Source organism: Amycolatopsis acidiphila (assembly GCF_021391495.1).
Classification (GTDB): domain Bacteria; phylum Actinomycetota; class Actinomycetes; order Mycobacteriales; family Pseudonocardiaceae; genus Amycolatopsis_E; species Amycolatopsis_E acidiphila.
Genome location: NZ_CP090063.1, coordinates 6,715,566 through 6,737,691, shown reverse-complemented (window position 1 = coordinate 6,737,691; position 22,126 = coordinate 6,715,566). Strand labels below are relative to the sequence as shown.

At 70.9% G+C, this 22,126-nt stretch carries 14 protein-coding genes; 5 read left to right on the top strand and 9 right to left on the bottom strand.

Annotated elements, in window-relative coordinates:
• Positions 1 to 55 precede the first annotated feature (55 nt).
• The 3 genes from LWP59_RS32970 to LWP59_RS32960 form a co-directional block, all read right to left on the bottom strand.
• The gene (locus tag LWP59_RS32970) at positions 56 to 1,267 is read right to left on the bottom strand and encodes an acyl-CoA dehydrogenase family protein (RefSeq protein WP_144637931.1); all 1,212 of its coding nucleotides are present in this window, start codon (positions 1,265 to 1,267) and stop codon (positions 56 to 58) included.
• Between the two features lie 30 nt (positions 1,268 to 1,297).
• The gene (locus LWP59_RS32965) at positions 1,298 to 2,587 is read right to left on the bottom strand and encodes an acyl-CoA dehydrogenase family protein (protein ID WP_144638075.1); all 1,290 of its coding nucleotides are present in this window, start codon (positions 2,585 to 2,587) and stop codon (positions 1,298 to 1,300) included.
• Positions 2,588 to 2,863: 276 nt separating this feature from the next.
• A complete protein-coding gene (locus LWP59_RS32960) occupies positions 2,864 to 4,048 on the bottom strand; it encodes a TetR/AcrR family transcriptional regulator (protein ID WP_144637933.1) in 1,185 nt (394 codons plus the stop codon).
• A gap of 109 nt (positions 4,049 to 4,157) precedes the next feature.
• Here LWP59_RS32960 and LWP59_RS32955 point away from each other — a divergent pair, with 109 nt between their 5' ends.
• Together LWP59_RS32955 and LWP59_RS32950 are read left to right on the top strand one after the other, a co-directional pair.
• On the top strand, positions 4,158 to 5,369 hold the full coding sequence (locus tag LWP59_RS32955) for an acetyl-CoA C-acetyltransferase (RefSeq protein ID WP_144637935.1): 1,212 nt from the start codon (positions 4,158 to 4,160) through the stop codon (positions 5,367 to 5,369).
• Positions 5,366 to 7,531: a 3-hydroxyacyl-CoA dehydrogenase NAD-binding domain-containing protein gene (locus tag LWP59_RS32950; RefSeq protein WP_144637936.1), complete on the top strand. Its 2,166-nt coding sequence runs from the start codon at positions 5,366 to 5,368 to the stop codon at positions 7,529 to 7,531. The genes LWP59_RS32955 and LWP59_RS32950 overlap by 4 nt, the downstream gene beginning before the upstream one ends.
• Before the next feature lie 285 nt (positions 7,532 to 7,816).
• Here the strand turns inward: LWP59_RS32950 and LWP59_RS32945 are convergent, their stop codons facing one another.
• The 5 genes from LWP59_RS32945 to LWP59_RS32925 all read right to left on the bottom strand — a co-directional run bounded on the left by LWP59_RS32945 (position 7,817) and on the right by LWP59_RS32925 (position 14,761).
• Positions 7,817 to 9,370 carry an acetolactate synthase large subunit gene (locus tag LWP59_RS32945; RefSeq protein ID WP_144637939.1) on the bottom strand — a complete coding sequence of 518 codons (1,554 nt, stop codon included), beginning with the start codon at positions 9,368 to 9,370 and terminating at the stop codon, positions 7,817 to 7,819.
• A 7-nt stretch (positions 9,371 to 9,377) separates the two neighbouring features.
• On the bottom strand, positions 9,378 to 10,751 hold the full coding sequence (locus tag LWP59_RS32940) for an FAD-binding oxidoreductase (protein ID WP_144637941.1): 1,374 nt from the start codon (positions 10,749 to 10,751) through the stop codon (positions 9,378 to 9,380).
• Positions 10,752 to 10,810: 59 nt separating this feature from the next.
• On the bottom strand, positions 10,811 to 12,421 hold the full coding sequence (locus LWP59_RS32935; RefSeq protein WP_144637944.1) for an FAD-binding dehydrogenase: 1,611 nt from the start codon (positions 12,419 to 12,421) through the stop codon (positions 10,811 to 10,813).
• Positions 12,422 to 12,998: 577 nt separating this feature from the next.
• Positions 12,999 to 13,499 carry a DUF3830 family protein gene (locus LWP59_RS32930; RefSeq protein WP_144637946.1) on the bottom strand — a complete coding sequence of 167 codons (501 nt, stop codon included), beginning with the start codon at positions 13,497 to 13,499 and terminating at the stop codon, positions 12,999 to 13,001.
• 8 nt (positions 13,500 to 13,507) lie between these two features.
• Positions 13,508 to 14,761, bottom strand: a complete 1,254-nt coding sequence (locus tag LWP59_RS32925) for an aspartate aminotransferase family protein (protein WP_144637947.1) — start codon at positions 14,759 to 14,761, stop codon at positions 13,508 to 13,510.
• Positions 14,762 to 14,827: 66 nt separating this feature from the next.
• Here LWP59_RS32925 and LWP59_RS32920 point away from each other — a divergent pair, with 66 nt between their 5' ends.
• The 3 genes from LWP59_RS32920 to LWP59_RS32910 are packed head-to-tail and all read left to right on the top strand — an operon-like array spanning position 14,828 to position 21,694.
• Positions 14,828 to 16,303 (top strand): NAD-dependent succinate-semialdehyde dehydrogenase, encoded by a 1,476-nt coding sequence (locus tag LWP59_RS32920; RefSeq protein WP_144637949.1) that lies wholly within the window; start codon positions 14,828 to 14,830, stop codon positions 16,301 to 16,303.
• Positions 16,300 to 17,355 carry a tartrate dehydrogenase gene (locus LWP59_RS32915; protein WP_144637951.1) on the top strand — a complete coding sequence of 352 codons (1,056 nt, stop codon included), beginning with the start codon at positions 16,300 to 16,302 and terminating at the stop codon, positions 17,353 to 17,355. The genes LWP59_RS32920 and LWP59_RS32915 overlap by 4 nt, the downstream gene beginning before the upstream one ends.
• A 52-nt stretch (positions 17,356 to 17,407) precedes the next feature.
• Complete coding sequence (locus tag LWP59_RS32910) at positions 17,408 to 21,694, top strand: cation-translocating P-type ATPase (protein WP_144637953.1); 4,287 nt, start codon at positions 17,408 to 17,410, stop codon at positions 21,692 to 21,694.
• Here the strand turns inward: LWP59_RS32910 and LWP59_RS32905 are convergent.
• On the bottom strand, positions 21,691 to 22,041 hold the full coding sequence (locus LWP59_RS32905; protein ID WP_144637955.1) for a hypothetical protein: 351 nt from the start codon (positions 22,039 to 22,041) through the stop codon (positions 21,691 to 21,693). The two genes, LWP59_RS32910 and LWP59_RS32905, sit on opposite strands and share 4 nt — an antisense overlap.
• Positions 22,042 to 22,126: the final 85 nt, after the last annotated feature.

Here is a 22,126-nt window from a genome sequence, read left to right as displayed (position 1 = left end):
TTTCGGGGGCAGGGGGTACCCCACTGGCCGGGCGGTTTCTCCTTGCGGCGCCGTGCTATTTCAGCTCGGCGCTGGTCTTCCCGAGCACCCGCCGGGCCACGATCAGCTGCTGGATCTGTTGTGTCCCCTCGAAGATGTCCAGGATCTTCGAGTCGCGGGCCCACTTCTCCAGCAGGGATTCCTCCGTATAACCGAACGCCCCCGCCAACTCCACGCACTTCAGCGTGATGTCCACAACGGACCGTCCCGCCTTGGCCTTCGCCATCGAGGCCTGCAACGAGTTCGGCTTGCGGTTGTCCGCCATCCAGGCCGACTGCAGCGTCAGCAGGTACGCGGCTTCGTAGTCCGCTTCCAGCTCCAGATAGGCCGCCGCCGCGGCGTGCTGGGTGTTCGCGGGCCTGTCGTAGTCCACTTCGACACCCGCGTCCGCCAGGATCCGCGACGTCTCCTCCAGTGCCGCGCGCGCCACGCCGATCGCCATGGCGGCCACCAGGGGACGGGTGTTGTCGAAGGTCTGCATGACCCCCGCGAACCCCTTCTTGGTGTCCACCTCCGGCGAGCCCAGCAGGTTCTCCTTCGGCACCCGGCAGTTGTCGAACCGCAGCACCGCCGTGTCCGACGCGCGGATCCCCAGCTTGTGCTCCAGGCGCACGACCTCGAAGCCCGGCGTGCCCTTCTCCACCACGAACGACTTGATGGCGGCCCGCCCGGCCGACTTGTCCAAGGTGGCCCAGACGACCACGGCGTCCGCGCGCTGGCCCGAAGTCACGAAGATCTTCTCACCGTTCAGCACGTAGGAGTCGCCGTCCTCGACCGCCGTCGTCGTGATGGCCGCCGAGTCCGAACCGCAGTCCGGCTCGGTGATCGCCATCGCCGCCCACAGCTTGCCGAACCGCGCCAGCTGGTCCTCGTTCGCGACCGACGCGATCGCCGCGTTGCCGAGGCCCTGGCGCGGCATCGACAGCAGCAACGCCACGTCACCCCAGCACATCTCGATCGTGCCGAGCACGGTGCTCAGGTTTCCGCCATTGCGATTGCCGGAAGAATCTTTCGCGGAAGATTCTCGCCGGACACCGGCCGCGCCCGCGCCGCCTTCGCCCGACGAGTTCAGCCCGTCGAGCACCGCGGCGAACATGTCCAGCTCTTTCGGATACGCGTGCTCCGCGCGGTCGTACTTGCGCGAGATCGGGCGCAGCACCTGCGACGCGGCCTGGTACGCCTGGTTGATCAGGGCGCCGGCCTTCTTCGGAGGTTCGAGGTTGATCACAGCAAAGCCTTTCTGGAGACCGGAGGAGGGCTAGAGCAACACGGTGCCTTCGGCGATGCCGATCACACGCAGGTCGCGGTACCACCGCTCCACCGGGTGCTCCTTGGTGAACCCGTGCCCGCCGAGCAGCTGCACCCCGGCGCTGCCGATCCGCATTCCCTTGTCCGTGGCCAGCTTCCTGGCCAGCGCGGCCTCACGTGCGTACGGCTTGCCCTGCTCGGCCCGCGCCGCCGCGCGCAGCGTCACCAGCCGCATGCCCTCCAGCTCGATCGCGATGTCGGCGACCGAGAACGCCACGGCCTGCCGGTGGCTGATCGGCTCGCCGAAGGCCGTGCGGTCGTTGACGTACGGGATCACGTAGTCCAGTACGGCCTTCGCGGTGCCCGTCGCGAGCGCCGCCCAGCCCAGCCGCGACAACCGCACGACGTCGGGGAAGATCTCCGGGGAGCCGAGCAGCGCGCCCGCGGGGACTTTCACCTTGTCCAGGAACAGCTTCCCGGTCGCCGCACCACGCAGCCCCATCGCGGGCTCGGCCTCGACGGTCAGCCCGGAGGTGGCCGACTCGACCAGGAACAGTGCCGGGCCGCGCCCCTCGAGGTCGGCCGAGACGACGAACAACTCCGCCTGCGCGGCCCGCGGCACCAGCGACTTCACGCCGTCCAGCTGGTAACCCGACGGCGTGCGCCGGGCGCGGACGGCGGGCTTGAACGGGTCGAACAGAGGCCGTGCCTCCTGCAGTGCGAGCGCGGCGGCGGGCACGTTCTCGCCGACGAACGCCGGCAGGTAGTCGGCCTGCTGCTGCGCGTCGCCCCACAGCACCAACGCGGTGCTGACGGCCGAGGGCGCCAGCACCGCCACCGCGAGGCCGAGGTCGCCGTGCGCCAGCGCCTCCGCGATCAGCGCGCTCGTGACGACCGACCGCTCCGCACCGGCGCCGCCCAGCTCCTCGGGGATGCCGATGAGCGTGACGCCCAGCTCGGACGCGCGCATGAGCAAGCCGTCCGGGGGCGCCAGCTTCGCGTCGGCCTCCGCGGCGGCCGGGCGCAGCTGCTCGGCGGCGAAGTCGGCGACCGTCTCGACGATCATCTGCTGGTCTTCGCTCGGCGTGAGGTCGAACAGGCCCTTGTCCTGCGGGGCCGCCGGCCGCGTCGGTTTGCCGGACGCGCGGCCGGCCGAGAACACGCGGGAGGCCGCGCCCGCCGCGCGGAAGCCGTTCCGCGTCGCGGCGCCGACCAGGTTCTGCACCGGCAAGCGCAGGCCGGCCCGCTCGAGCGTCCTGCTGCCGGCGAGCTTGGTCAGGGCGGCGAGACCGGCGCCCATCACGTCTCGCTTGCGCCGGGGTGTTCCGTTGACCGCTGCCACGTCGCACTCCTCATCAGAACCACTACCTACTGACGAGTAGGTTACCACGGGTCAGGACTGCGCGCTGTGCACCCGACGCCGCCAGGTGCCCGATCCCGATGCCGGTCGCCGCGATGGACACGCGAACGCCTCGATCACGATGAGCCCGAACCGTTCCGCGGAGGGCGTGGGCGAGGTGGGCCGCGCAACGCGGCTTCCGTGCGTGGCACCTGGAAGTAGGTGACCACGTGCCGCTCAGCGGAGGTCCAGCACAGCCTGTAACAACGTTTCGAGCTCGCCAGGGAGGTTCGGGCGGGCGTTGATCCGCCGGGTGCGGGCGAGGTCGTTCGCGATCGTCAGCGCCGCGTGCACCGTGATCTTGGCTTCCCGTGCGTTCAGGCCGGGGTGCACGGTGCAGAGCAGGCTGACCCACTGGGCGACGTAGTCCCGCTGGATGCGCAGCAGCTCGGCCCGGTCCCGCTCGGCCAGGTTGACCCCGTCGATGGTGAACGTCACGGCCAGCTCGGCGGACCCCGTGAGCACCTGGACGTAGGAGGACACCAGGCACCGCAATGCTTCCAGCTCGTCCGCACTGTTGCGCAGCACCTCCTCGACGGCGAGCGCGAGCCGGTCGGCGGTGCGGCGGGCGATGGCGTGGATCAGGCTCGTCTTGCTCGGGAAGTGCCGGTAGACGCTGGGACCCGCGATGCCCGCGGCCGCGCCGATGTCCTCCATGGAGACGTCGTGGAAGCCGCGCTGCCGGAACAGCTCGGTGGCGGCGGACAGCAGCTGCTCCCGTCGTGACGGCGTGCCGATGCCCGCCGCGGGAGCCGGGACCGGCGCCGCCGCGGCGGGTGGCAGGTCCGTGCTCAGGACACGTTTGGCGAGCGCGCTCAGCAACTGCACGAAGCGGCGCTTGGCGACCGTCGTGTGGTGCACCGACACGCTGCCGAACACGCTCAGCGCCGCCCAGCACAGCAGCTCGGCGTCGGCGGCGGCGAGTTCGGGGCGCACCTCCAGCAACACCTTCGCCCAGGCGGTGAGGATCGCCGAGGACCGCCTGCCGATCTCGCGCTGGTCCGCCGGTGAGAGGTGCTTGCCCTCCCAGCGCCACAGCGCCGCGACCTCTCGGCGCTCGACCGAGGCCGACGCGATCGCGGCGAGCAGCTGGTCGACCTGCTCGCCGCTCGGCCGGCCCATCGTGCTGAGCGCGGCTGTGGTCTCGGTCTCCATGTCGCGTACGCCCGACAGCAGCACGTACGCGAGTACGGCCTGCTTGTCCGCGAAGTGCCGGTACAGCGCCGGGCCGGTGATGCCGGCCGCCGCGGCGATGTCGTTGATGCCCACCCCGTGGTAGCCGCGGGCGCGGAACAGCTCGGCCGCGATAGTGGCCAGCTGGTTCTTCCGGTCGCCGGTGCGGCGGGTGCGGGGCTCCTGCATGGTGAGACCACTCTAGCTCGAACGGATCACAGTGCAACCAGTTGACACCTGGGGAAATGCGCGGACTATGTTAGTGAGGATTAGCTTCAACCGAGGAAAGGCCGCACGGGTGAGCAACGAGGCATACATCTACGAGGCGATCCGCACGCCTCGTGGGAAGAACAAGGGCGGGTCCCTGCACGGGACCAAGCCGATCGACCTGGTGGTCGGTCTGGTCGACGAGCTCAAGGCGCGCCATCCCGGTCTGGACCCGGCCAAGATCGAGGACATCGTCCTGGGCGTCGTGTCCCCGGTGGGCGACCAGGGCGCCGACATCGCGCGGGCCGCGGCCATGGCCTCCGGCCTGCCCGACACGGTCGCGGGGGTGCAGCTCAACCGGTTCTGCTCCTCGGGACTCGAAGCGGTGAACCAGGCGGCCGCGCGGGTGCGCTCGGGCTGGGAGAGCCTGATCCTGGCCGGCGGCGTCGAGTCGATGTCGCGGGTGCCGATGGGCTCCGACGGCGGCCCGATGTTCACCGACCCGGCCACCACCTACGACACCTATTTCGCCCCCCAGGGCATCGGCGCCGACCTGATCGCCACCATCGAGGGCTTCTCGCGCGAGGACGTCGACCGGTTCGCGGTCCGCTCGCAGGAGAAGGCCGAGGCGGCCTGGTCCGGCGGCTACTTCGCCAAGTCCGTGGTGCCGGTGAAGGACGTCAACGGCGTCACGATCCTCGACCACGACGAGCACCGCCGCCCCGGCACCACGCTGGAGAGCCTGGGCAAGCTCAAGCCGGCCTTCGAGACGATCGGCGAGTTCGGCGGCTTCGACGCGGTGGCGCTGCAGAAGTACCACTGGGTCGAGAAGATCGACCACGTGCACACGGGCGGCAACTCCTCGGGCATCGTCGACGGCGCAGCGCTGGTGCTCATCGGCGACGAGCAGGTCGGCAAGGACCTGGGGCTGACCCCGCGGGCGCGCATCGTCTCCGCGGCCATCACCGGCTCCGACCCCACGATCATGCTCACCGGGCCGACACCCGCCACCCAGAAGGTGCTGGCCAACGCGGGCCTGACCACCGACGACATCGACCTGTTCGAACTGAACGAGGCGTTCGCGTCCGTCGTGCTGAAGTGGATGAAGGACCTGAAGCTGCCGGAGGAGAAGGTCAACGTCAACGGCGGCGCCATCGCGATGGGCCACCCGCTGGGCGCGACCGGGGCGATGATCCTGGGCACCATGGTCGACGAGCTGGAGCGGCGCCAGGAACGGCGCGCACTGCTGTCGCTGTGCGTCGGCGGCGGCATGGGTATCGGCACGATCATCGAGCGGGTGTGAACATGACCAAGACCATCAAGTGGGACCAGGACTCCGACGGCATCGTCGTGCTGACCCTGGACGACCCGAAGCAGTCGGCGAACACGATGAACGCCGACTTCCGCGAGTCCTTCGCGCAGATCGTGGACCGGCTCGAGTCCGAAAAGGACTTGATCACGGGCGTGGTCGTCACGTCCGCGAAGAAGACGTTCTTCGCCGGTGGCGACCTCAACGACCTGATCCAGGCGACGCCGGAGCACGCCGCTGAGATCACCGCCAGCACCAACGAGCTGAAGGCGCAGCTGCGCCGGCTGGAGACGCTGGGCAAGCCGGTCGTCGCCGCGATCAACGGGGCCGCGCTCGGTGGCGGCCTGGAGATCGCGCTGGCCACCCACCACCGCATCGTCGCCGACGTGAAGGGCACCGTCATCGGCCTGCCCGAGGTCACGCTGGGCCTGCTGCCCGGCGGTGGCGGCGTGGTGCGCACGGTGCGGCTGCTGGGCATCCAGAGCGCGGTGCTGAACGTGCTCGTGCAGGGCCAGCGGCACAAGCCGGCCAAGGCGCTGGAGCTCGGCCTGGTGCACGAGGTCGTGTCTACTGTGGACGAGCTGCTGCCGAAGGCCAAGGAGTGGATCAAGGCCAACCCGGAGGCCGCGCAGCCGTGGGACGTCAAGGGCTACAAGATGCCCGGCGGCACCCCGGCGAGCCCGCAGCTCGCGGCGAACCTGCCCGCGTTCCCGGCGAACCTGCGCAAGCAGATCAAGGGCGCGCCGATGCCCGCGCCGCGGGCCATCCTGTGCGCCGCGGTCGAGGGCGCGCAGGTGGACATCGACACCGCGACGCAGATCGAGACGCGGTACTTCGTGAGCCTCGTGACCGGTCAGGTCGCGAAGAACATGACCAAGGCGTTCTTCTTCGACCTGCAGCACATCAACTCCGGTGGCTCCCGGCCGGACGGTTTCGAGAAGTACACGGCCAAGAAGGTCGGCGTGCTCGGCGCCGGGATGATGGGCGCGGCGATCGCGTACGTGTCGGCGAAGGCCGGGATCGACGTGGTACTCAAGGACGTCTCGCAGGAGGCCGCCGAAAAGGGCAAGGGCTACGCGGTCAAGCTGGAGGAGAAAGCGCTCTCCCGTGGCAAGACCACGAAGGAGAAGTCGGACGAGCTGCTGGCCCGCATCAAGCCGACGGCCGACCCGGCGGACTTCGCGGGCGTGGACTTCGTGATCGAGGCCGTGTTCGAGAGCCAGGAGCTCAAGCACAAGGTGTTCGGCGAGATCGAGAGCGTGGTGAACCCGGACGCGGTGCTGGGCTCCAACACCTCGACGCTGCCGATCACCGGCCTGGCGCAGGGCGTGCAGCGGCAGGAGGACTTCATCGGTATCCACTTCTTCTCGCCCGTGGACAAGATGCCGCTCGTGGAGATCATCCGCGGGGAGAAGACCTCGGACGCCACGCTGGCCAAGGCGTTCGACTACACGCTGCAGATCAAGAAGACGCCGATCGTGGTGAACGACAGCCGCGGCTTCTTCACCTCGCGGGTGATCGGCACGTTCATCAACGAGGCGGTCGCCGCGGTGGGCGAGGGCGTCGAGCCGTCGTCGATCGAGCAGGCCGGTTCGCAGGCCGGGTACCCGGCGCCGCCGCTGCAGCTGATGGACGAGCTGACGCTGACCCTGCCGCGCAAGATCCGCCAGGAGACACGCGCCGCGGTCGAGGCCGCGGGCGGGACCTGGCAGGAGCACGCGTCCGAGGCCGTCATCGACCGGATGATCGACGAGTTCGACCGCAAGGGCCGTTCGTCGGGCGCGGGTTTCTACGAGTACGCGGACGGCAAGCGGGCCGGGCTGTGGCCGGGGCTGCGGGAGGCGTTCAAGTCGGGCAGCGCGCAGGTGCCGTTCAAGGACCTGCAGGAGCGGATGCTGTTCGCCGAGGCGCTGGAGACGGTGAAATGCTTCGACGAGGGCGTGCTCACGACAGTGCAGGACGCCAACATCGGCTCGATCTTCGGGATCGGGTTCCCGGCGTGGACCGGTGGGGTCATCCAGTACATCAACCAGTACGAGGGCGGCCTCGCAGGCTTCGTCGCGAGGGCCCGAGAGCTGGCCGAGCGCTACGGTGACCACTTCCTGCCGCCGGAGAGCCTGGTGAAGAAGGCCGAGTCGGGCGAGATCTTCGAGTAGGGGTAAGGAAAAGTGCCCTTCCACCGGCGGGTGGGAGGGCACTTTTCTTTGCCCAACCGCCCTCCGATGGCGACCCGGCAACGGCAGCAGGGATTGGCCGCGCCCAGCCGCCCCCTTACCCCGATCCCCGCGTCCTTCAGCGGTCGACGCACCGGGTCAAGGCATCTTTCCCGCCTTGACCCGGTGTGGCGCCCGTTGAACGATGAAAGATCGGGGTGGGGCAGCCCACCTCGCCGGACGGGCAGGCTCAAAGATGAGCCAGGAAAAGCCCCTACCCGCGCCGCCTCACAGCAGCGGCGGGATCGCGGCATCGATCAGATGTGGGCCCGGCTCCGCGAGTGCCCGCTGGAACTGCTCCGCCAGCTCCTCCGCCGTCGTGGCGCGGGTCGCGGGGACGCCCATGCCTTCGGCGATCTTCGCGAAGTCCATGTCCGGCCGCGACAGGTCCAGCAGGTCGTTCGCCTTGGGGCCGTTGCCTTCCGCGCCCACACGCTGCAGCTCCATGCGCAGGATGGCGTACGCGCGGTTGTTCAGCACCACCGTCGTGACGTTCAGGTTCTCCCGTGCCTGCGTCCACAGCGCCGAGATCGTGTACAGCGCACTGCCGTCGGACTGCAGGGCGATCACCGGGCGGTCCGGGGCGGCGACAGCGGCACCCGTCGCCACCGGCAGGCCCTGGCCGATCGCCCCGCCGGTCAGGGTGAGCACGTCGTGCCGCGGGGCGCCCGCCGTGGCGGCCGGGAGGAGCAGACCGGAAGTGTTGGCCTCGTCGGAGATGATCGCGTTCTCCGGCAGCAGCGCGCCGATCACCTCGACCCAGTTCTGCGTCGTCAGCGCACCACTCGGCAGCGCCGGGCGCGCCGGCTCCTGCAGCACCGGCTCGACGCCCGCCGCGACCTCGTCGGCGAGGGCTTCGAGGGCGCCGACCACATCGTGGTCCAGCTCGGCGAGCGTGTGCACCTGGGCGCCTTCGGGCACCAGGTCGCTGGGCTTGCCGGGATAGGCGAAGAACGACACCGGCGACTTCGCGCCCACCACGACGAGGTGCCTGGTGTCGCCGAGCTGGTAGGACGCCTGCTCGGCGAGGTACCCGAGCCGCTCGATCGTCGGCAGGCCCGCGCCACGCTCCAGGCGTGCCGGGAAGGTTTCGATGAAGGCCTTCGCGCCCGTGGCCGCCGCGATCCGGCTGACCGCGCGCAGTCCGGCCTCGCGGCAGGCCGGGCCGCCGACCAGCAGCGCGACCGGCTCACCGGAGCGCAACACCTCCGCGACCGACTTCACGACGGTGTCCGCCACCGCATGCGGCCTGCGCGGCGGGATCGGGGCGACCGCGACACCGCCGTCGCCCCACGAGATGTCGGCGGGCAGGATCAGCGTGGCCACCCGGCCCGGCGGGTCCATCGCCGCGGCCACGGCGGCGGCCGCGTCGGCGCCGACATCCGCGGTGCTGTCGGACTCCCGCACCCAGCCCTGCAGCGAACCGGCGACCGCGGGGATGTCCGACTCCAGCGGGGCGTCGTACTTCTTGTGGTACGTCGCGTGATCCCCGACCACGTTGACGATCGGGGTGTGCGCGCGGCGTGCGTTGTGCAGGTTCGCCAGGCCGTTGCCGAGCCCGGGACCCAGGTGCAGCAGCGTCGCCGCGGGCTTGCCCGCGATCCGGGCGTACCCGTCGGCCGCGCCGGTGACCACGCCTTCGAACAGGCCGAGCACACCGCGCATTTCGGGCACCGAATCCAGCGCGGCGACGAAGTGCATCTCCGACGTGCCGGGGTTGGAGAAGCACACGTCGACACCCGCGTCGACGAGCGTGCGGATCAGGGACTGCGCGCCGTTCATCTTGCTCCTAACCGAAAAGGACGCCGGGGTTCAGGATGTCCGTGGGATCGAAGGCCTGCTTGACGCGGCGCATCAACGCCACCTTCGCGGGATCCTCGAGTTCGAGGAAGTGCTGCTTCCTGCTCTGCCCGATGCCGTGCTCGCCCGAGATCGCCCCGCCGCGAGCCATCCCGTCGGCGAAGATGTCGCGCAGGAGCCGGTACCTCTTCTCCGGGTCCTTGCAGAAGATGCCCAGGTGCACGTTGCCGTCCCCGGCGTGGCCGCAGCCGAGCGCGCCGGCCTCGGCGGCGGTGGCGAGCTCCCGCACGCGGGCGAGGAAGGCGGGCATCTCCGAGCGCGGCACGACGACGTCGATCACGTCGTCCGCGCCCACGGACTTGGCTGTCCAGAAAGCCTTTTCCCGTGCCTCGATGAGTTTGCGGGCCGAGCCGCCGTCGAGCACGTACACGTCGGTGGCGCCGAGTTCGGACAGCAGCTCGCCGGCCCGTTCGACGTCGCCGTCCAGCCGGTCGCTGTCCCGGTTCTCCAGGCCCACCACCAGGTACGCCTGCGTCGCGTCGCGGACCTCGTCCGGCACCCCGAGGGAAAGCTTCTCGTTGTAGCTGATCGCGGCCATCGTGAGGTTGTCGACGTACTCGAGGATGTTCGGCGCCAGCCCGCTCGCGAGGATCGGCGGCACCGCCTGCATCACCTGGTCGAGGTCGCCGAACGGGGCGAGCAGCGTGGCGCCGTAGGGCAGCCGCGGGTACAGCTTCACGATGACCTCGGTCGCGAGCGCCAGCGTGCCCTCCGAGCCGATGATCAGCTGGGTGAGGTCGTAGCCGGTGGCCACCTTCGACGTCCTGCCGCCGGTGCGGATGATCTCGCCGGTGGGCAGAACCGCTTGCAGGCCAACGACGTTGTTGCGCGTGACGCCGTACTTCACCGCGCGCATCCCGCCCGCGTTCGTGCCGACGGTGCCGCCCACGCTCGCGCTCAGCTCGCCCGGGTAGACCGTGTAGGCCAGCCCCGCCACGGCCGTCTCGGCGTCCAGCTGGGCGAGCGTGACCCCGGGCTGCACGACGGCGACCTGGTTGGCGGTGTCGATCTCGAGCACGGCGTTCATCCGCTCGAACGAGATCAGCAGCCCGTCCTCGCGTGGCCTCGCCGCGCCGGACAGGCCGCTGCCCGACCCGCGGGCGGTGACGGGCACGGCGTGCTCCGCGGCGGCGACGAGCAGCGCCGCGACCTCCTCCGCCGAGCCCGGCTTCGCCACGTAGGCCGGTTTGTGCGGCTCGCAGGTGAGCGACTCGTCGTGCGCGTAGTCCTCGCCGACCTCGTTCCCGCTGAGCAGGTTGCCCACCCCGACGATGCCGGCGAACCGTGCCGCGACGTCTGCCATGACGTGCACCCGCCCTCCCGAACCGCGCTGCTGTTGATCGCAGCGTAGTACGACCCGGCTCAGAGCGAGGCGGCGATGGCGCGGCCCGCCTGCCGGCCCGAGAACAGGCAGCCGCCGAGGAAACCGCCCTCCAGCGCCCGGTAGCCGTGCAGGCCGCCACCACCGAAGCCGGCCGCCTCGCCGGCGGCGTAGAGGCCGGGCAGTGCTGCGCCGCCGGCCCGCAGCACCTGCCCGGACAGGTCGGTCTCGAGCCCCCCGAGGGTCTTGCGGCTCAGCACGCTGAGCCGGACGGCGATCAGCGGACCGGCCTTCGGGTCGAGCAGGCGGTGCGGGGGCGCCACCCGGACGAGCCGGTCGCCGAGGTACCGCCGGGCCACCCGCACCGCGTTGACCTGCAGGTCGCGGGTCGAGATCCACTGCGCCACGGCCTCGTCGTGGGCCAGCACCTCGCCGCGCACGGCCGCGGGGTCGAGCAGGGGTTCGCCGGTGAGCGCGTTCATCCGCCTGACCAGCTCGTCCGGCTCGCGTGCCTGGACGAAGTCCGCGCCGTGCGCCAGGAACGCCTTCACCGGGCCGGGGATGCCGAACGCGCGGCCCAGCGTTCGCAGGACGCTCTTGCCCGTCAGGTCGGGGTTCTGCTCGGAACCGGAGAGCGCGAACTCGCGTGCGATCGTCTTCGTGGTGAGGACGAACCACGAGTGGTCGTGCCCGGTGGTGCGCAGATGGGCCAGCGTGCCGAGGGTGTCGAAGCCCGGGTAGAGCGGTGCGGGCAGCCGCCGCCCGAGCGCGTCCAGCCACAGCGGCGAGGGGCCGGGCAGGATGCGGATGCCGTGGCCGGGCCACACGGGCGTGTGGTCGGTGACGCCCTCGACGTAGTGCCACATCCGGTCGCGGCCGATGAGGTGGCCGCCGGCGGCCTCGCTGATGCCGAGCATCCGTCCGTCCACATGCGACGGTACGCCGGTGAGCATGGTGTGCGGTGGCGGGCCGAGCCGCTCGGGCCAGTTCTGCCGGACGAGATCGTGGTTGCCGCCGATGCCGCCGGAACAGACGAGCACCGCCTGCGCCTTCAGGCAGAACTCGCCGACGGGAACCCGGGAACTCGCCCGGCCACGGGACGCGGGACTGGGTTCGAGGATCGTGCCGCTGACGCCGTCGATCACGCCGGCGGTGGTGGTGAGGGCGTCGACCCGGTGCCGGAACCGGAACTCGGCCGTGTCACGCGCCCTGCGGGCGAACGGCTCGACGACGGCGGGCCCGGTGCCCCAGGTGAGGTGGAACCGCGGCACGGTGTTGCCGCCGCGTTCGGCCCAGTTGACGATGGGGAAGAAACGCAGACCGAGTGAACGTAGCCACGACCGCTTCTCGCCGGCCGCGAACTCGACGTACGCGCGCGCCCACTTCCGCGGCCAATGGTCCTCGGGCCGGTCGAAGGCGGCGTTGGTCTCCCAGTCGCGCCAGGCGAGTTCCACCGAATCGCGGATACCGAGCCGGCGTTGCTCCGGGGTGTTCACGAGGAAGAGCCCGCCGAAGGACCAGAACGCTTGCCCGCCAAGGGAAGCCTCGGGTTCCTGCTCGACGACGAGCACCCGCTTGCCGGCGGCGGTCAGCTCGCTCGCCGCGACGAGCCCGGCCAGCCCGGCGCCCACCACGATCACGTCCGCGTCCATCGGATGCTCCGCTCACGTCGGTTCCACGACGTTCCGGAGTCTAGCGCCGGTAAAGGCGCGGGGCCGGTCCGCGCCAATTCGTCCCGGCCCCGCATTCATTTCTTCAGGCTATTCGCGGATCAGACGAGCCAGCCGAGGAAGTGGGCCAGCGCAGCCACGCCGTGGGTCAGGATGTCGTGGCAGTAGTAGAAGTGCATGGGTATTGCTCCTTAACGGATTCGAAACTTGCGAATGTGCCCTTGCTTTCGAAAGCGATGAGGAGATTTCCACCGATGCCGAGCGGCTGTCAACGAGCCCCGGCGCGCCGGGAAAGGACTACCGCTGAACGCTGGTAGCCCTTCAGCTTAAACATGTAACACTTTCGTGTTTTGCCGAGGGGGCTACCCGGTCGTGTTGATCCACTGCCGGTGGTTCAACCCAAAATGGTGACATGGGGTGATGGCGATCTTGATGCGGCATCCAGGCGCCACGCCCTCCCGATCGGGTGAAAGTGGTGGCACATTCGGTGATCCGGGTTAGTTCACGCGAAAGGGTGAGGGGCACCGGTGCCCGGCGCCCCTCACCCCCCGTGTCGTCGTCACTCCGCCCTGGCGTACGAGAGCGTCTCGCCCTCGACCCCGCGGAGCCACAGGTCTTGTGCGGCCTCCGCCATTTCGGGCAGTCCTTCGACGATCGTCGCGAAAACGTTGCCGGGCACCCAGCCGGCGTCGCCGTTGATCAGCAGGTTGTTGCGGCCGTAGAAGATGGCCAGGTCGGTCGCGCCCCGGTCGCCGTGCGCCTCGCTGGAATCCTCGTAGCCGTAGGCGGGATTACCGATTTCCCACGCCTCGAAACCGAAATACACGACATCGCCGGGAATGGGCGTGATCGTCGGGTTCTCCCGGCCTGGTTTCGGTTCCGCGAACGGCGAGACCAGTGTGTACACCTCGTTCCGCGCGTATTTCGCGTGATATGCCGAACCACTTTGGGGCAGGGCGTTCCACACCGCTTCGCAGGTGCGCGGCGCTTCGCGGTCCAGCAGCACCGCCCGGCAGGACACCCCGCGCTTGTCGAGGCTGATCGTGATGTAGCGGGACACTGTTCTCCTTACTTGGTCACGGCCGAGACGGTCTCGCTCCAGATGGCGAGCGCCTCGTCGATCTGCTCGGCGGTCACCACCAGCGGCGGGATCATCCGGACGACGTTCATGTGCGCCCCGCAGGTCAACATCAGCAGCCCGCGCCGGGCGGCCTCCTGCTGGGCCGCCTGCGCGGTCGCGTTGTCGGGCTTGCCGTCGGCGGTGGTGAACTCCGAGCCGACGAGCAGCCCGAGGCCGCGCACATCGCCGATCTCCGGGGTCTTGTCGCCGACCAGCCGGGCGCCTTCGAGCAGCTGCCGGCCGCGGGCCGCCGCGTTCTCGACGAGGCCCTCCTCCTCGATGACGTCCAGGGTGGCCAGCGCCGCCGCGCAGGAGACCGCGTTGCCGCCGTAGGTGCCGCCCTGCGAACCGGGGAACGCCTTGGCCATCAGCTCCTTCGACGCCGCGATGCCGGACAGCGGGAAGCCGCTCGCCAGGCCCTTCGCGATGGTCACCACGTCGGGCCGGACGCCGAAGTGGTCGTGGCCCCAGAACTTGCCGGTGCGGCCGAAGCCGGTCTGGATCTCGTCGAACACGAGCAGGATGCCGTGCTCGTCGGCGCGCTCGCGCAGGCCGCGCAGGAACTCGGCGTTGGCGGGCACGTACCCGCCCTCGCCCAGGACCGGCTCGACGAAGAACGCGGCGGTCTCGTTGGGCGCGCTGACGGTCGCGAACAGGTAGTCCAGCTCGCGCAGGCAGAACTTCGTGGCGGTCTGCTCGTCCCAGCCGTAGCGGTAGGCGTACGGGAACGGCGCCACGTGCACTCCGCCCATCAGCGGCGAGATGCCGGCGCTGAACCGGGTGCCCGAGGTCGTCATGGTCGCGGTCGCGACGGTCCGGCCGTGGAACCCGCCCTGGAACACGATCACGTTCGGGCGGCCGGTGGCCTGTCGCGAGAGCCGCAGCGCGGCCTCGACGGCCTCACTGCCGGAGTTGGCGAAGAACAGCGAGTCGAGCCCGGTCGGCAGCACGTCGCCGAGGCGCTCGACGAGCTTGAGCAGCGGCTGGTGCATCACGGTCGTGTACTGGCCGTGGATCAGCTTGCCGATCTGCTCCTGCGCGGCGGCGACCACCTTCGGGTGGCAGTGTCCAGTACTGGTGACGCCGATGCCGGCGGTGAAGTCCAGGTGGCGGTTGCCCTCGACGTCGTAGAGGTACGCGCCTTCGCCGTGGTCGACGACGACGGGAGTGGCTTGCTTGAGCAAGGGGGACAGCTGGGCCATGAAGCTACTCCTAGCGCGGTTGTAGATTGTTGACAATATGCATAGCATGACCGGTGAAGTGGTGCAATGAGAGACACGGAGGCGGATGTGAGCGAGACCGGTGTGGTCGAGGCCGTGGCCAAGGAGCTGTTCATCGGTGGCAAGTGGGTGCCGGCCGCCGGCGGGCGCACCTTCGCCGTCGAGGATCCGGCCACCGGCGAGAAGCTGTGCGAGGTCGCCGACGCGACGCCCGAGGACGGCAAGGCCGCGCTCGACGCCGCCGTCGCCGCGCAGGCCGAGTGGGCCCGCACCGCGCCACGTGAGCGCAGCGAGATCCTGCGCCGCGCCTACGAACTGCTCAACGCGCGCACCGAGGAGCTCGGTCTCCTGATGACGCTCGAGATGGGCAAGCCGCTCGCCGAGGCGAAGGGCGAGATCGCCTACGCCGCCGAGTTCTTCCGCTGGTTCTCCGAGGAGGCCGTGCGCATCGACGGCGGCTACCAGGTCGCGCCCAACGGCGCCGGCCGGTTCCTGGTCACCAAGCAGCCGGTCGGCCCGACCCTGCTGATCACGCCGTGGAACTTCCCGATGGCCATGGGCGGGCGCAAGATCGGCCCGGCGATCGCCGCCGGCTGCACGATGGTGATCAAGCCCGCCGAGCAGACCCCGCTCTCGATGCTGGCGCTCGCCGCGATCCTCACCGAGGCCGGGCTGCCCGCCGGGGTGCTCAACGTCGTCACCACCACCGACCCCGGCGGCGTGATGGAACCGCTGATCAAGGACGGTCGCGCACGCAAGCTGTCGTTCACCGGCTCCACCGCGGTCGGCCGCAAGCTGCTGGAACAGTGCGCGGACAAGGTGCTGCGGACGTCGATGGAGCTCGGCGGCAACGCGCCGTTCCTGGTGTTCGACGACGCCGACCTCGACGCGGCGATCGAGGGCGCGATGCAGGCGAAGATGCGCAACATCGGCGAGGCGTGCACCGCGGCCAACCGCTTCTACGTGCAGCGCGGCGTCGCGGACGAGTTCGCCCGGCGGCTGACCGAGCGGATGTCCGCGCTGCCCATGGGCCGCGGCACCGAGCCCGGCGTCGTGGTCGGCCCGCTGATCGACACCGACGCGGTGGCCAAGGTGACCGAGCTGGTGCGCGACGCGGCCGACCGGGGCGCGAAGGTGCTCACCGGTGGTGCGACGGTGGACGGGCCGGGCAACTTCTACCAGGCCACGGTGCTCGTCGACGTGCCGCGCGACGCGCGGATGGCGACCGAGGAGATCTTCGGGCCGGTGGCGCCGATCTCGGTGTTCGACACCGAGGAGGAGGCGGTCGCCGCGGCGAACGACACCGAGTACGGCCTGGTCAGCTACGTGTTCACGAACGACCTCAAGCGCGCCCTGCGGGTGTCGGAGAACCTCGACGCCGGGATGATCGGGCTCAACCAGGGGATAGTCTCCAACCCGGCCGCGCCGTTCGGCGGGGTGAAGCAGTCGGGCCTCGGCCGCGAAGGCGGCAGTGTGGGCATCGACGAGTTCCTGGAGGTCAAGTACGTGGCGGTCGCCCTGTGAACGACTACCGGATCGCGAGCATCCCCGGCGACGGGATCGGCGTCGACGTCCAGATCGAGGCGCGCAAGGTGCTCGACAGGGCCGCCCAACGGTTCGGCTTCGGGCTGAGCTGGACCGAGTTCGACTGGAGCTGCGAGCGCTACGCCGAGACCGGCAAGATGATGCCGGACGACGGGATCGAGCAGCTGGCGGAGTTCGACCAGATCCTGCTCGGAGCCGTCGGGTTCCCCGGCGTGCCCGACCACGTGTCGCTGTGGGGTCTGCTGATCCCGGTGCGCCGCGCGTTCTCCCAGTACGTCAACCTGCGGCCGGTGCGGCTGCTGCCGGGCACCACCTCGGTGCTCGCCGACCGCACGGCCGACGAGCTGGAGATGGTGATCGTCCGGGAGAACTCCGAGGGCGAGTACTCCGAGCTGGGCGGGCGGCAGAACCGCGGGATGCCCGGCGAGTTCGCGCTGCAGGAGTCGGTGTTCACCCGGGTCGGGGTGGAGCGGATCATCCGGTACGCCTTCGAGCTGGCGCAGACCCGCACCGGGCGGGTGGTCTCGGCGACGAAGTCCAACGGGATCATCCACACGATGCCGTTCTGGGACGAGATCTTCGCGGAGGTCGCCGAGCGGTTCCCCACCGTCCACAGTGAACAGTGCCACATCGACGCGCTGGCCGCCCGGATGGTGCAGCAGCCGGAGCGGATCGACGTCGTGGTGGCGTCGAACCTGTTCGGCGACATCCTCAGCGACCTCGCCGCGGCCGTCACCGGCGGGCTGGGCATGGCGCCCTCGGGCAACATCAACCCCGAGCGCGAGCACCCGTCGATGTTCGAGGCGGTGCACGGCAGCGCACCCGACATCGCGGGCCAGGGCATCGCGAACCCGGTGGCACAGATCCTCGCGGGCACGATGATGTTGGAGCACCTCGGCGAGGCGGAGGCCGCGCGAGCGGTGTACGCGGCGGTCGAAACCGTGCTCGCCGCCGGCGAGGTGGCGACTCCCGACCTCGGCGGCAAGGCGACGACGGCGGAGCTGGGCACCGCGGTCGCGGACGCGCTGTAGGCATACTTCCGGCCGAAAGTGGGCACCTTCTCCCTCGGAGAGGGAGGTCTACATGCAGCTGCTCGGCGTCCGCGTGCCGGGGCCACTGTCCACCGCCGGTGCGATCGCGGGCACCGTCCGCGGTCTCACCGGGATCCTGGCGGGACGGCAGCGGCGACAGGTCTGGTCCTGCCCGGGACGGCTGCACATCGAAGCACACGGGGTGCACGGGGCGGGCGGCGAACGCGTCGCCCGCCGCATCGAGCATGAGCTCGAGAAGCACCAGGGCGTGCGCTGGGCCCGGGTGAACGCGCCGTCCTCGCGGGTGATCATCGGCGTGGACGATCCGGCGCCCCGCACGGACGAGTTGGTGCGCATCGTCGAGCGGGCCGAGGCCGAGCCGGGCACGGAGGAAGAACAGGCCGCCGAGGACGAGCTGCACCACCCGGCCGACGGTGTGCGCGGCACGCGGCTTCTGCCCACCCTGGCGGTGAACGCCGTCGGACTCGGGCTGTCCGCGATCACCAGGCTCGCCCCGTGGGCGCCGCTGCCGACCGAGCTGGCAGCGCTTCCCGGCATCATCGACCTGCACCCGAAGCTACGCGAACTGGCCGCCCGGCGGGCGGGCAGCGCGGAGCGCGCGGACTCCGCGACCTCGATCGCGGCCGCGCTCGGCCACGGGCTCGCGGCCGGTGGCGAGGGCACGCTGCTGGACGCCGCTCAGCGCGTCGAGCAGTGGCGCGAAGCGCGTGCGTATTCGAAGGCCTGGTGCGCGGCCGAGGACAAGCTGATCAAGGGGCCGGCGGACGCCGCCGCCGACCCGGTCGTCGTCGAGCGGCCGCGGCCGGTGCCGGACGGTCCGGTGGAGAGCTACGAGCGCAAGGTGCTCGCCGCGGGCGCCGCGGCGGCGGCCGTGATGCTGCCGTTCGGACCGCGCCGGGCCGCGGGCATCGGGCTCGCGTCGCTGCCCAAGGCGGCGGAGGCGGGGCGTGCGGCCTTCGGCGCGCACCTCGGGCGGGTGCTGGCGCGCCACGGCGCCCTCGTGATGGACCGGTCTGTGTTGCGGCGCCTGGACGCGATCGACGCGGTCGTGGTCGACGAAGGCGCGCTGGACACCGGTCACATGACGCCGAACGAACTGATCCCGCTGTCCGGCAGCGACTCCGAAGAGGTCGTGGACCGGGTGTGGCGGCTGTTCGACCCCAAGCGGCCGCACGAGGTCCAGCAGGGCGACGGCTGGCGGCTCGGCCCGCTGGAGAAGCCCATCCCGGAGAGCGAGGAACTGCTGCGCCGGGGCGCGAGCACCGTGCTGGGCCTCCTGCGTGACGACGAGCCGCAGGCCGTCCTCGGGCTGCGACGGGAGACGCCGCCCGGCATCGGCACGCTCGTCGCCGCCGCCCGGCGGGCGAACCTGCCGGTGATCAGCGCGAACGGCGACGAGCCGTCCTTCGACGCCGACCGCGCTGTTCCCGGGGGCACGCGGCTCGTCGCGTCGGTGCGGGACCTGCAGGCCGAAGGGCATGTCGTGCTGCTGGTGTCGGGTGACCGCCACGCGCTCGGTGCCGCCGACTGCGGCGTCGGTGTGCACCAGTCCGGCGAGGCGCCGCCGTGGGGCGCGCATCTGCTCGTCGGCGAGGACCTCTCCGTCGCGGGCCTGCTGATCGAGGCCGTGTCCGCCGCCCGTGAGATCAACCGCGACAGCATCCGGCTCGCCGGCGGCGCCACCGGGGTGGCCGCGGTGAGCGCGCTGCAGACGGGCCGCACCAGCCCGGCCACGCGAAGCCTGCGGGCGGTGAACGCGGGCGCCGCGATCGCGCTGGCGAACGCGCACCGGCGGGCGCGGCGGTTGCACCCGCCGTCCCTGACCTCCGCGCTGGCGCCGTGGCACCTGATGCCGGTGGACGTCGTTCTGGAGCGGTTGGCAAGTGACAACGGGGGACTGTCCACTTCGGAGGCTCGGAGCCGGGCGGAAGGCGTTGCGGCGGAAGGCGGTACGAGCCTGGCGAGCGCTTTCCTCGCCGAGCTGTCGAACCCGCTGACGCCGGTGCTGCTGGGCGGTGCGGCGCTTTCGGCGTCGGTCGGGTCGCCGTCCGACGCCGTGCTGGTCGGCGGCGTGACAGCGCTTTCCGCGCTCGTGGGCAGCATCCAGCAGGTGCGTACCGAACGGCAGCTGGCCGAGCTGCTCAGCCGCTCGGCGACCACGGCGACCGTGCTGCGGGACGGCGAGGAACGCACGCTGAGCGCCGACGAACTGGTGCGCGGCGACGTCGTCGTGCTCGACTCCGGTGACGTCGTGCCGGCCGACTGCCGCCTGCTCGCCGCCGACGGACTGGAGATGGACGAGTCGTCCTTGACCGGGGAATCCTTACCCGTGGCCAAAACCCCGACGCCCGTGGTCGCCGCGGACGTCGCCGATCGCACGTCGATGCTCTACGAGGGCACGACGGTCGCGGCCGGGCAGGCGACGGCCGTCGTCGTGGCGACCGGGTCGGACACCGAAGCCGGACGCAGCATGGCCCTGGCCCGCGAGAACGCGCCGACGACGGGGGTGGAGACCCGGCTCGCGGAGCTGACCCGCAAGAGCATGCCGGCGGCGCTCGGCTCGGCGGTCGCGGTGGCCGGCGCGGGTCTGGTGCGCGGGATCCCGTTGCGGGAGAGCATGTCCGCGGCGGTGAACCTCGCCGTCGCCTCGGTGCCGGAGGGCCTGCCGTTCCTGGTGAACGCGGCCCAGCTGGCGGCCGCGCGCCGGCTGGCCGAGCACAACGCGCTCGTGCGGAACCCGCGCAGCATCGAGGCGCTGGGCCGGGTGGACGTGCTGTGCTTCGACAAGACCGGCACGCTCACCGAAGGAAAGCTGACGGTCAACGAGATCGACAACGGGCGCACCCGGCGCCGCGTGCACGAGCTGACGCCGGCGCTGCGGAAGGTGCTCGCGGTGGCGGTCCGCGCGACGCCGCACGCGGACGACCCCGCGGAGCTGGCCCATGCGACCGATCGTGCCGTGCTCGCGGGCGCCGCACACGCGGACCCGGGTCCGTGGGAGCCGCTGGACTCGGTGCCGTTCGAGCCGTCGCGCGGGTATCACGCGGTGCTCGGGCGGTCGGACGGCGGCGTGGTGCTGTGCGTGAAGGGAGCGCCGGAGTCGGTGCTGCCGAAGTGCTCGCTGGACAAGGCGGCGCGCAATAAGATGCTCGGGCGGATGAAGAAGCTGGCCCAGGCGGGACAGCGGGTGCTCGCCGTGGCCGAGCGCGCCGTGGATCAGTCCACAATAGACGAGGACGCGGTGAGCGACCTCGAGTTCTGTGGCTTCGTCGCGATCGCGGATCCCGTGCGTGGCAGCGCGGCGCCCGCGGCGGCGCAGCTGCGGGCGGCGGGCGTGCAGATCGTGATGATCACCGGCGACCACCCCGACACCGGTGAGGCCATCGCGAGCGAGGTCGCCGAGGACGGTGCCGACCTGCACGTCGTGACCGGGGCGCAGATCGACGAGCTGGACGAGGACCAGCTGGCGGAGACACTGCGCTCGGTCGACGTGATCGCCCGGTGCAGCCCGGTGCAGAAGGTGCGGATCATCAAGGCGTACCAGCGGCTCGGGCGCACCGTGGCGATGACCGGGGACGGAGCGAACGACGCACCGGCGATCCGGCTCGCCGACGTCGGCATCGCGCTCGGCGAACACGGCACGCCCGCCGCGAAGGCCGCCGCGGACCTGGTGGTCACCGACGACCGGCTGGAGACGATCATCGCCGCGCTCGTCGAGGGACGGGCGATGTGGGCGTCGGTGCGGGAAGCGCTGGCGATCCTGCTCGGCGGCAACCTTGGGGAGATCGCGTTCAGCGTGCTGGGTGCGGTGCTGACGGGGCGCTCGCCGTTGACCGCGCGGCAGCTGTTGCTGGTCAACCTGCTCACGGATCTGGCGCCGGCGTTGGCGATCGCGTTGCGCCGGCCACCCGAGGGTGACGCGGACCTGCTGAGCGAGGGGCCGGAAAGCTCGCTGGGGAAGGCATTGCAGCGTGACATCGGGGTGCGCGCCGGGGTGACCACCCTCGGCGCGACGACGGCGTGGACGCTGGCGCGCTTCACCGGCCGCGGGCGGCGGGCGAGCACCGTGGCGCTGGCGAGCCTGGTCGGCACGCAGCTGGGCCAGACCCTCGTCACGGGCGGCGTCGACCGGTCCACTCTGGCCGCTTCGCTGGGTTCGGCCGCCGCACTGGCGCTGGTGATCCAGACGCCGGGGGTGTCGCGGTTCTTCGGCTGCACCCCCCTGGGCCCGGTGGGCTGGACGATCGCCCTCGGCTCGGCGACTTCGGCCACGGTGCTGGGCACCCTGTTCGACCGCCACACCACACCGGAGGATTAGGCGCGCGTCAGGACGGTCTCCAGCGCGGGCACCAAGGTGGGCAGCCGCTGGGACAGAAGGTCCGCGGCGTCGTCGAAGCTCGATGCGACGACGTTGAAGTCGACCTGCATGGCGAACTCTCCGCGTCCGGCGAAGAGGTAGCAGTCGCGGATCCGGAGCTGGAGATCGTCCTCGCAGTAGGCGATCTGGCGTTCGACACCGGGTGCCTGGGGCAGCTGGACCTGCCCGGTGAAACGCATGAGCGGTGAGCCCTTGTACACCTCGTCCCGGCAGGGGAGAGCCTGCTCCGCCTCCTGCACGACGGCTGCTCCGGTCGTGCCGTGGTAGTGGGCCAGCACCTGGTCCACTACCAGATACGGATCGCGGTCACTGGTGTCCCACTTGACGTGCGCGGCGGCGGAGATCGCGGCGTCCGAAGCCAGGTGTCGTTCG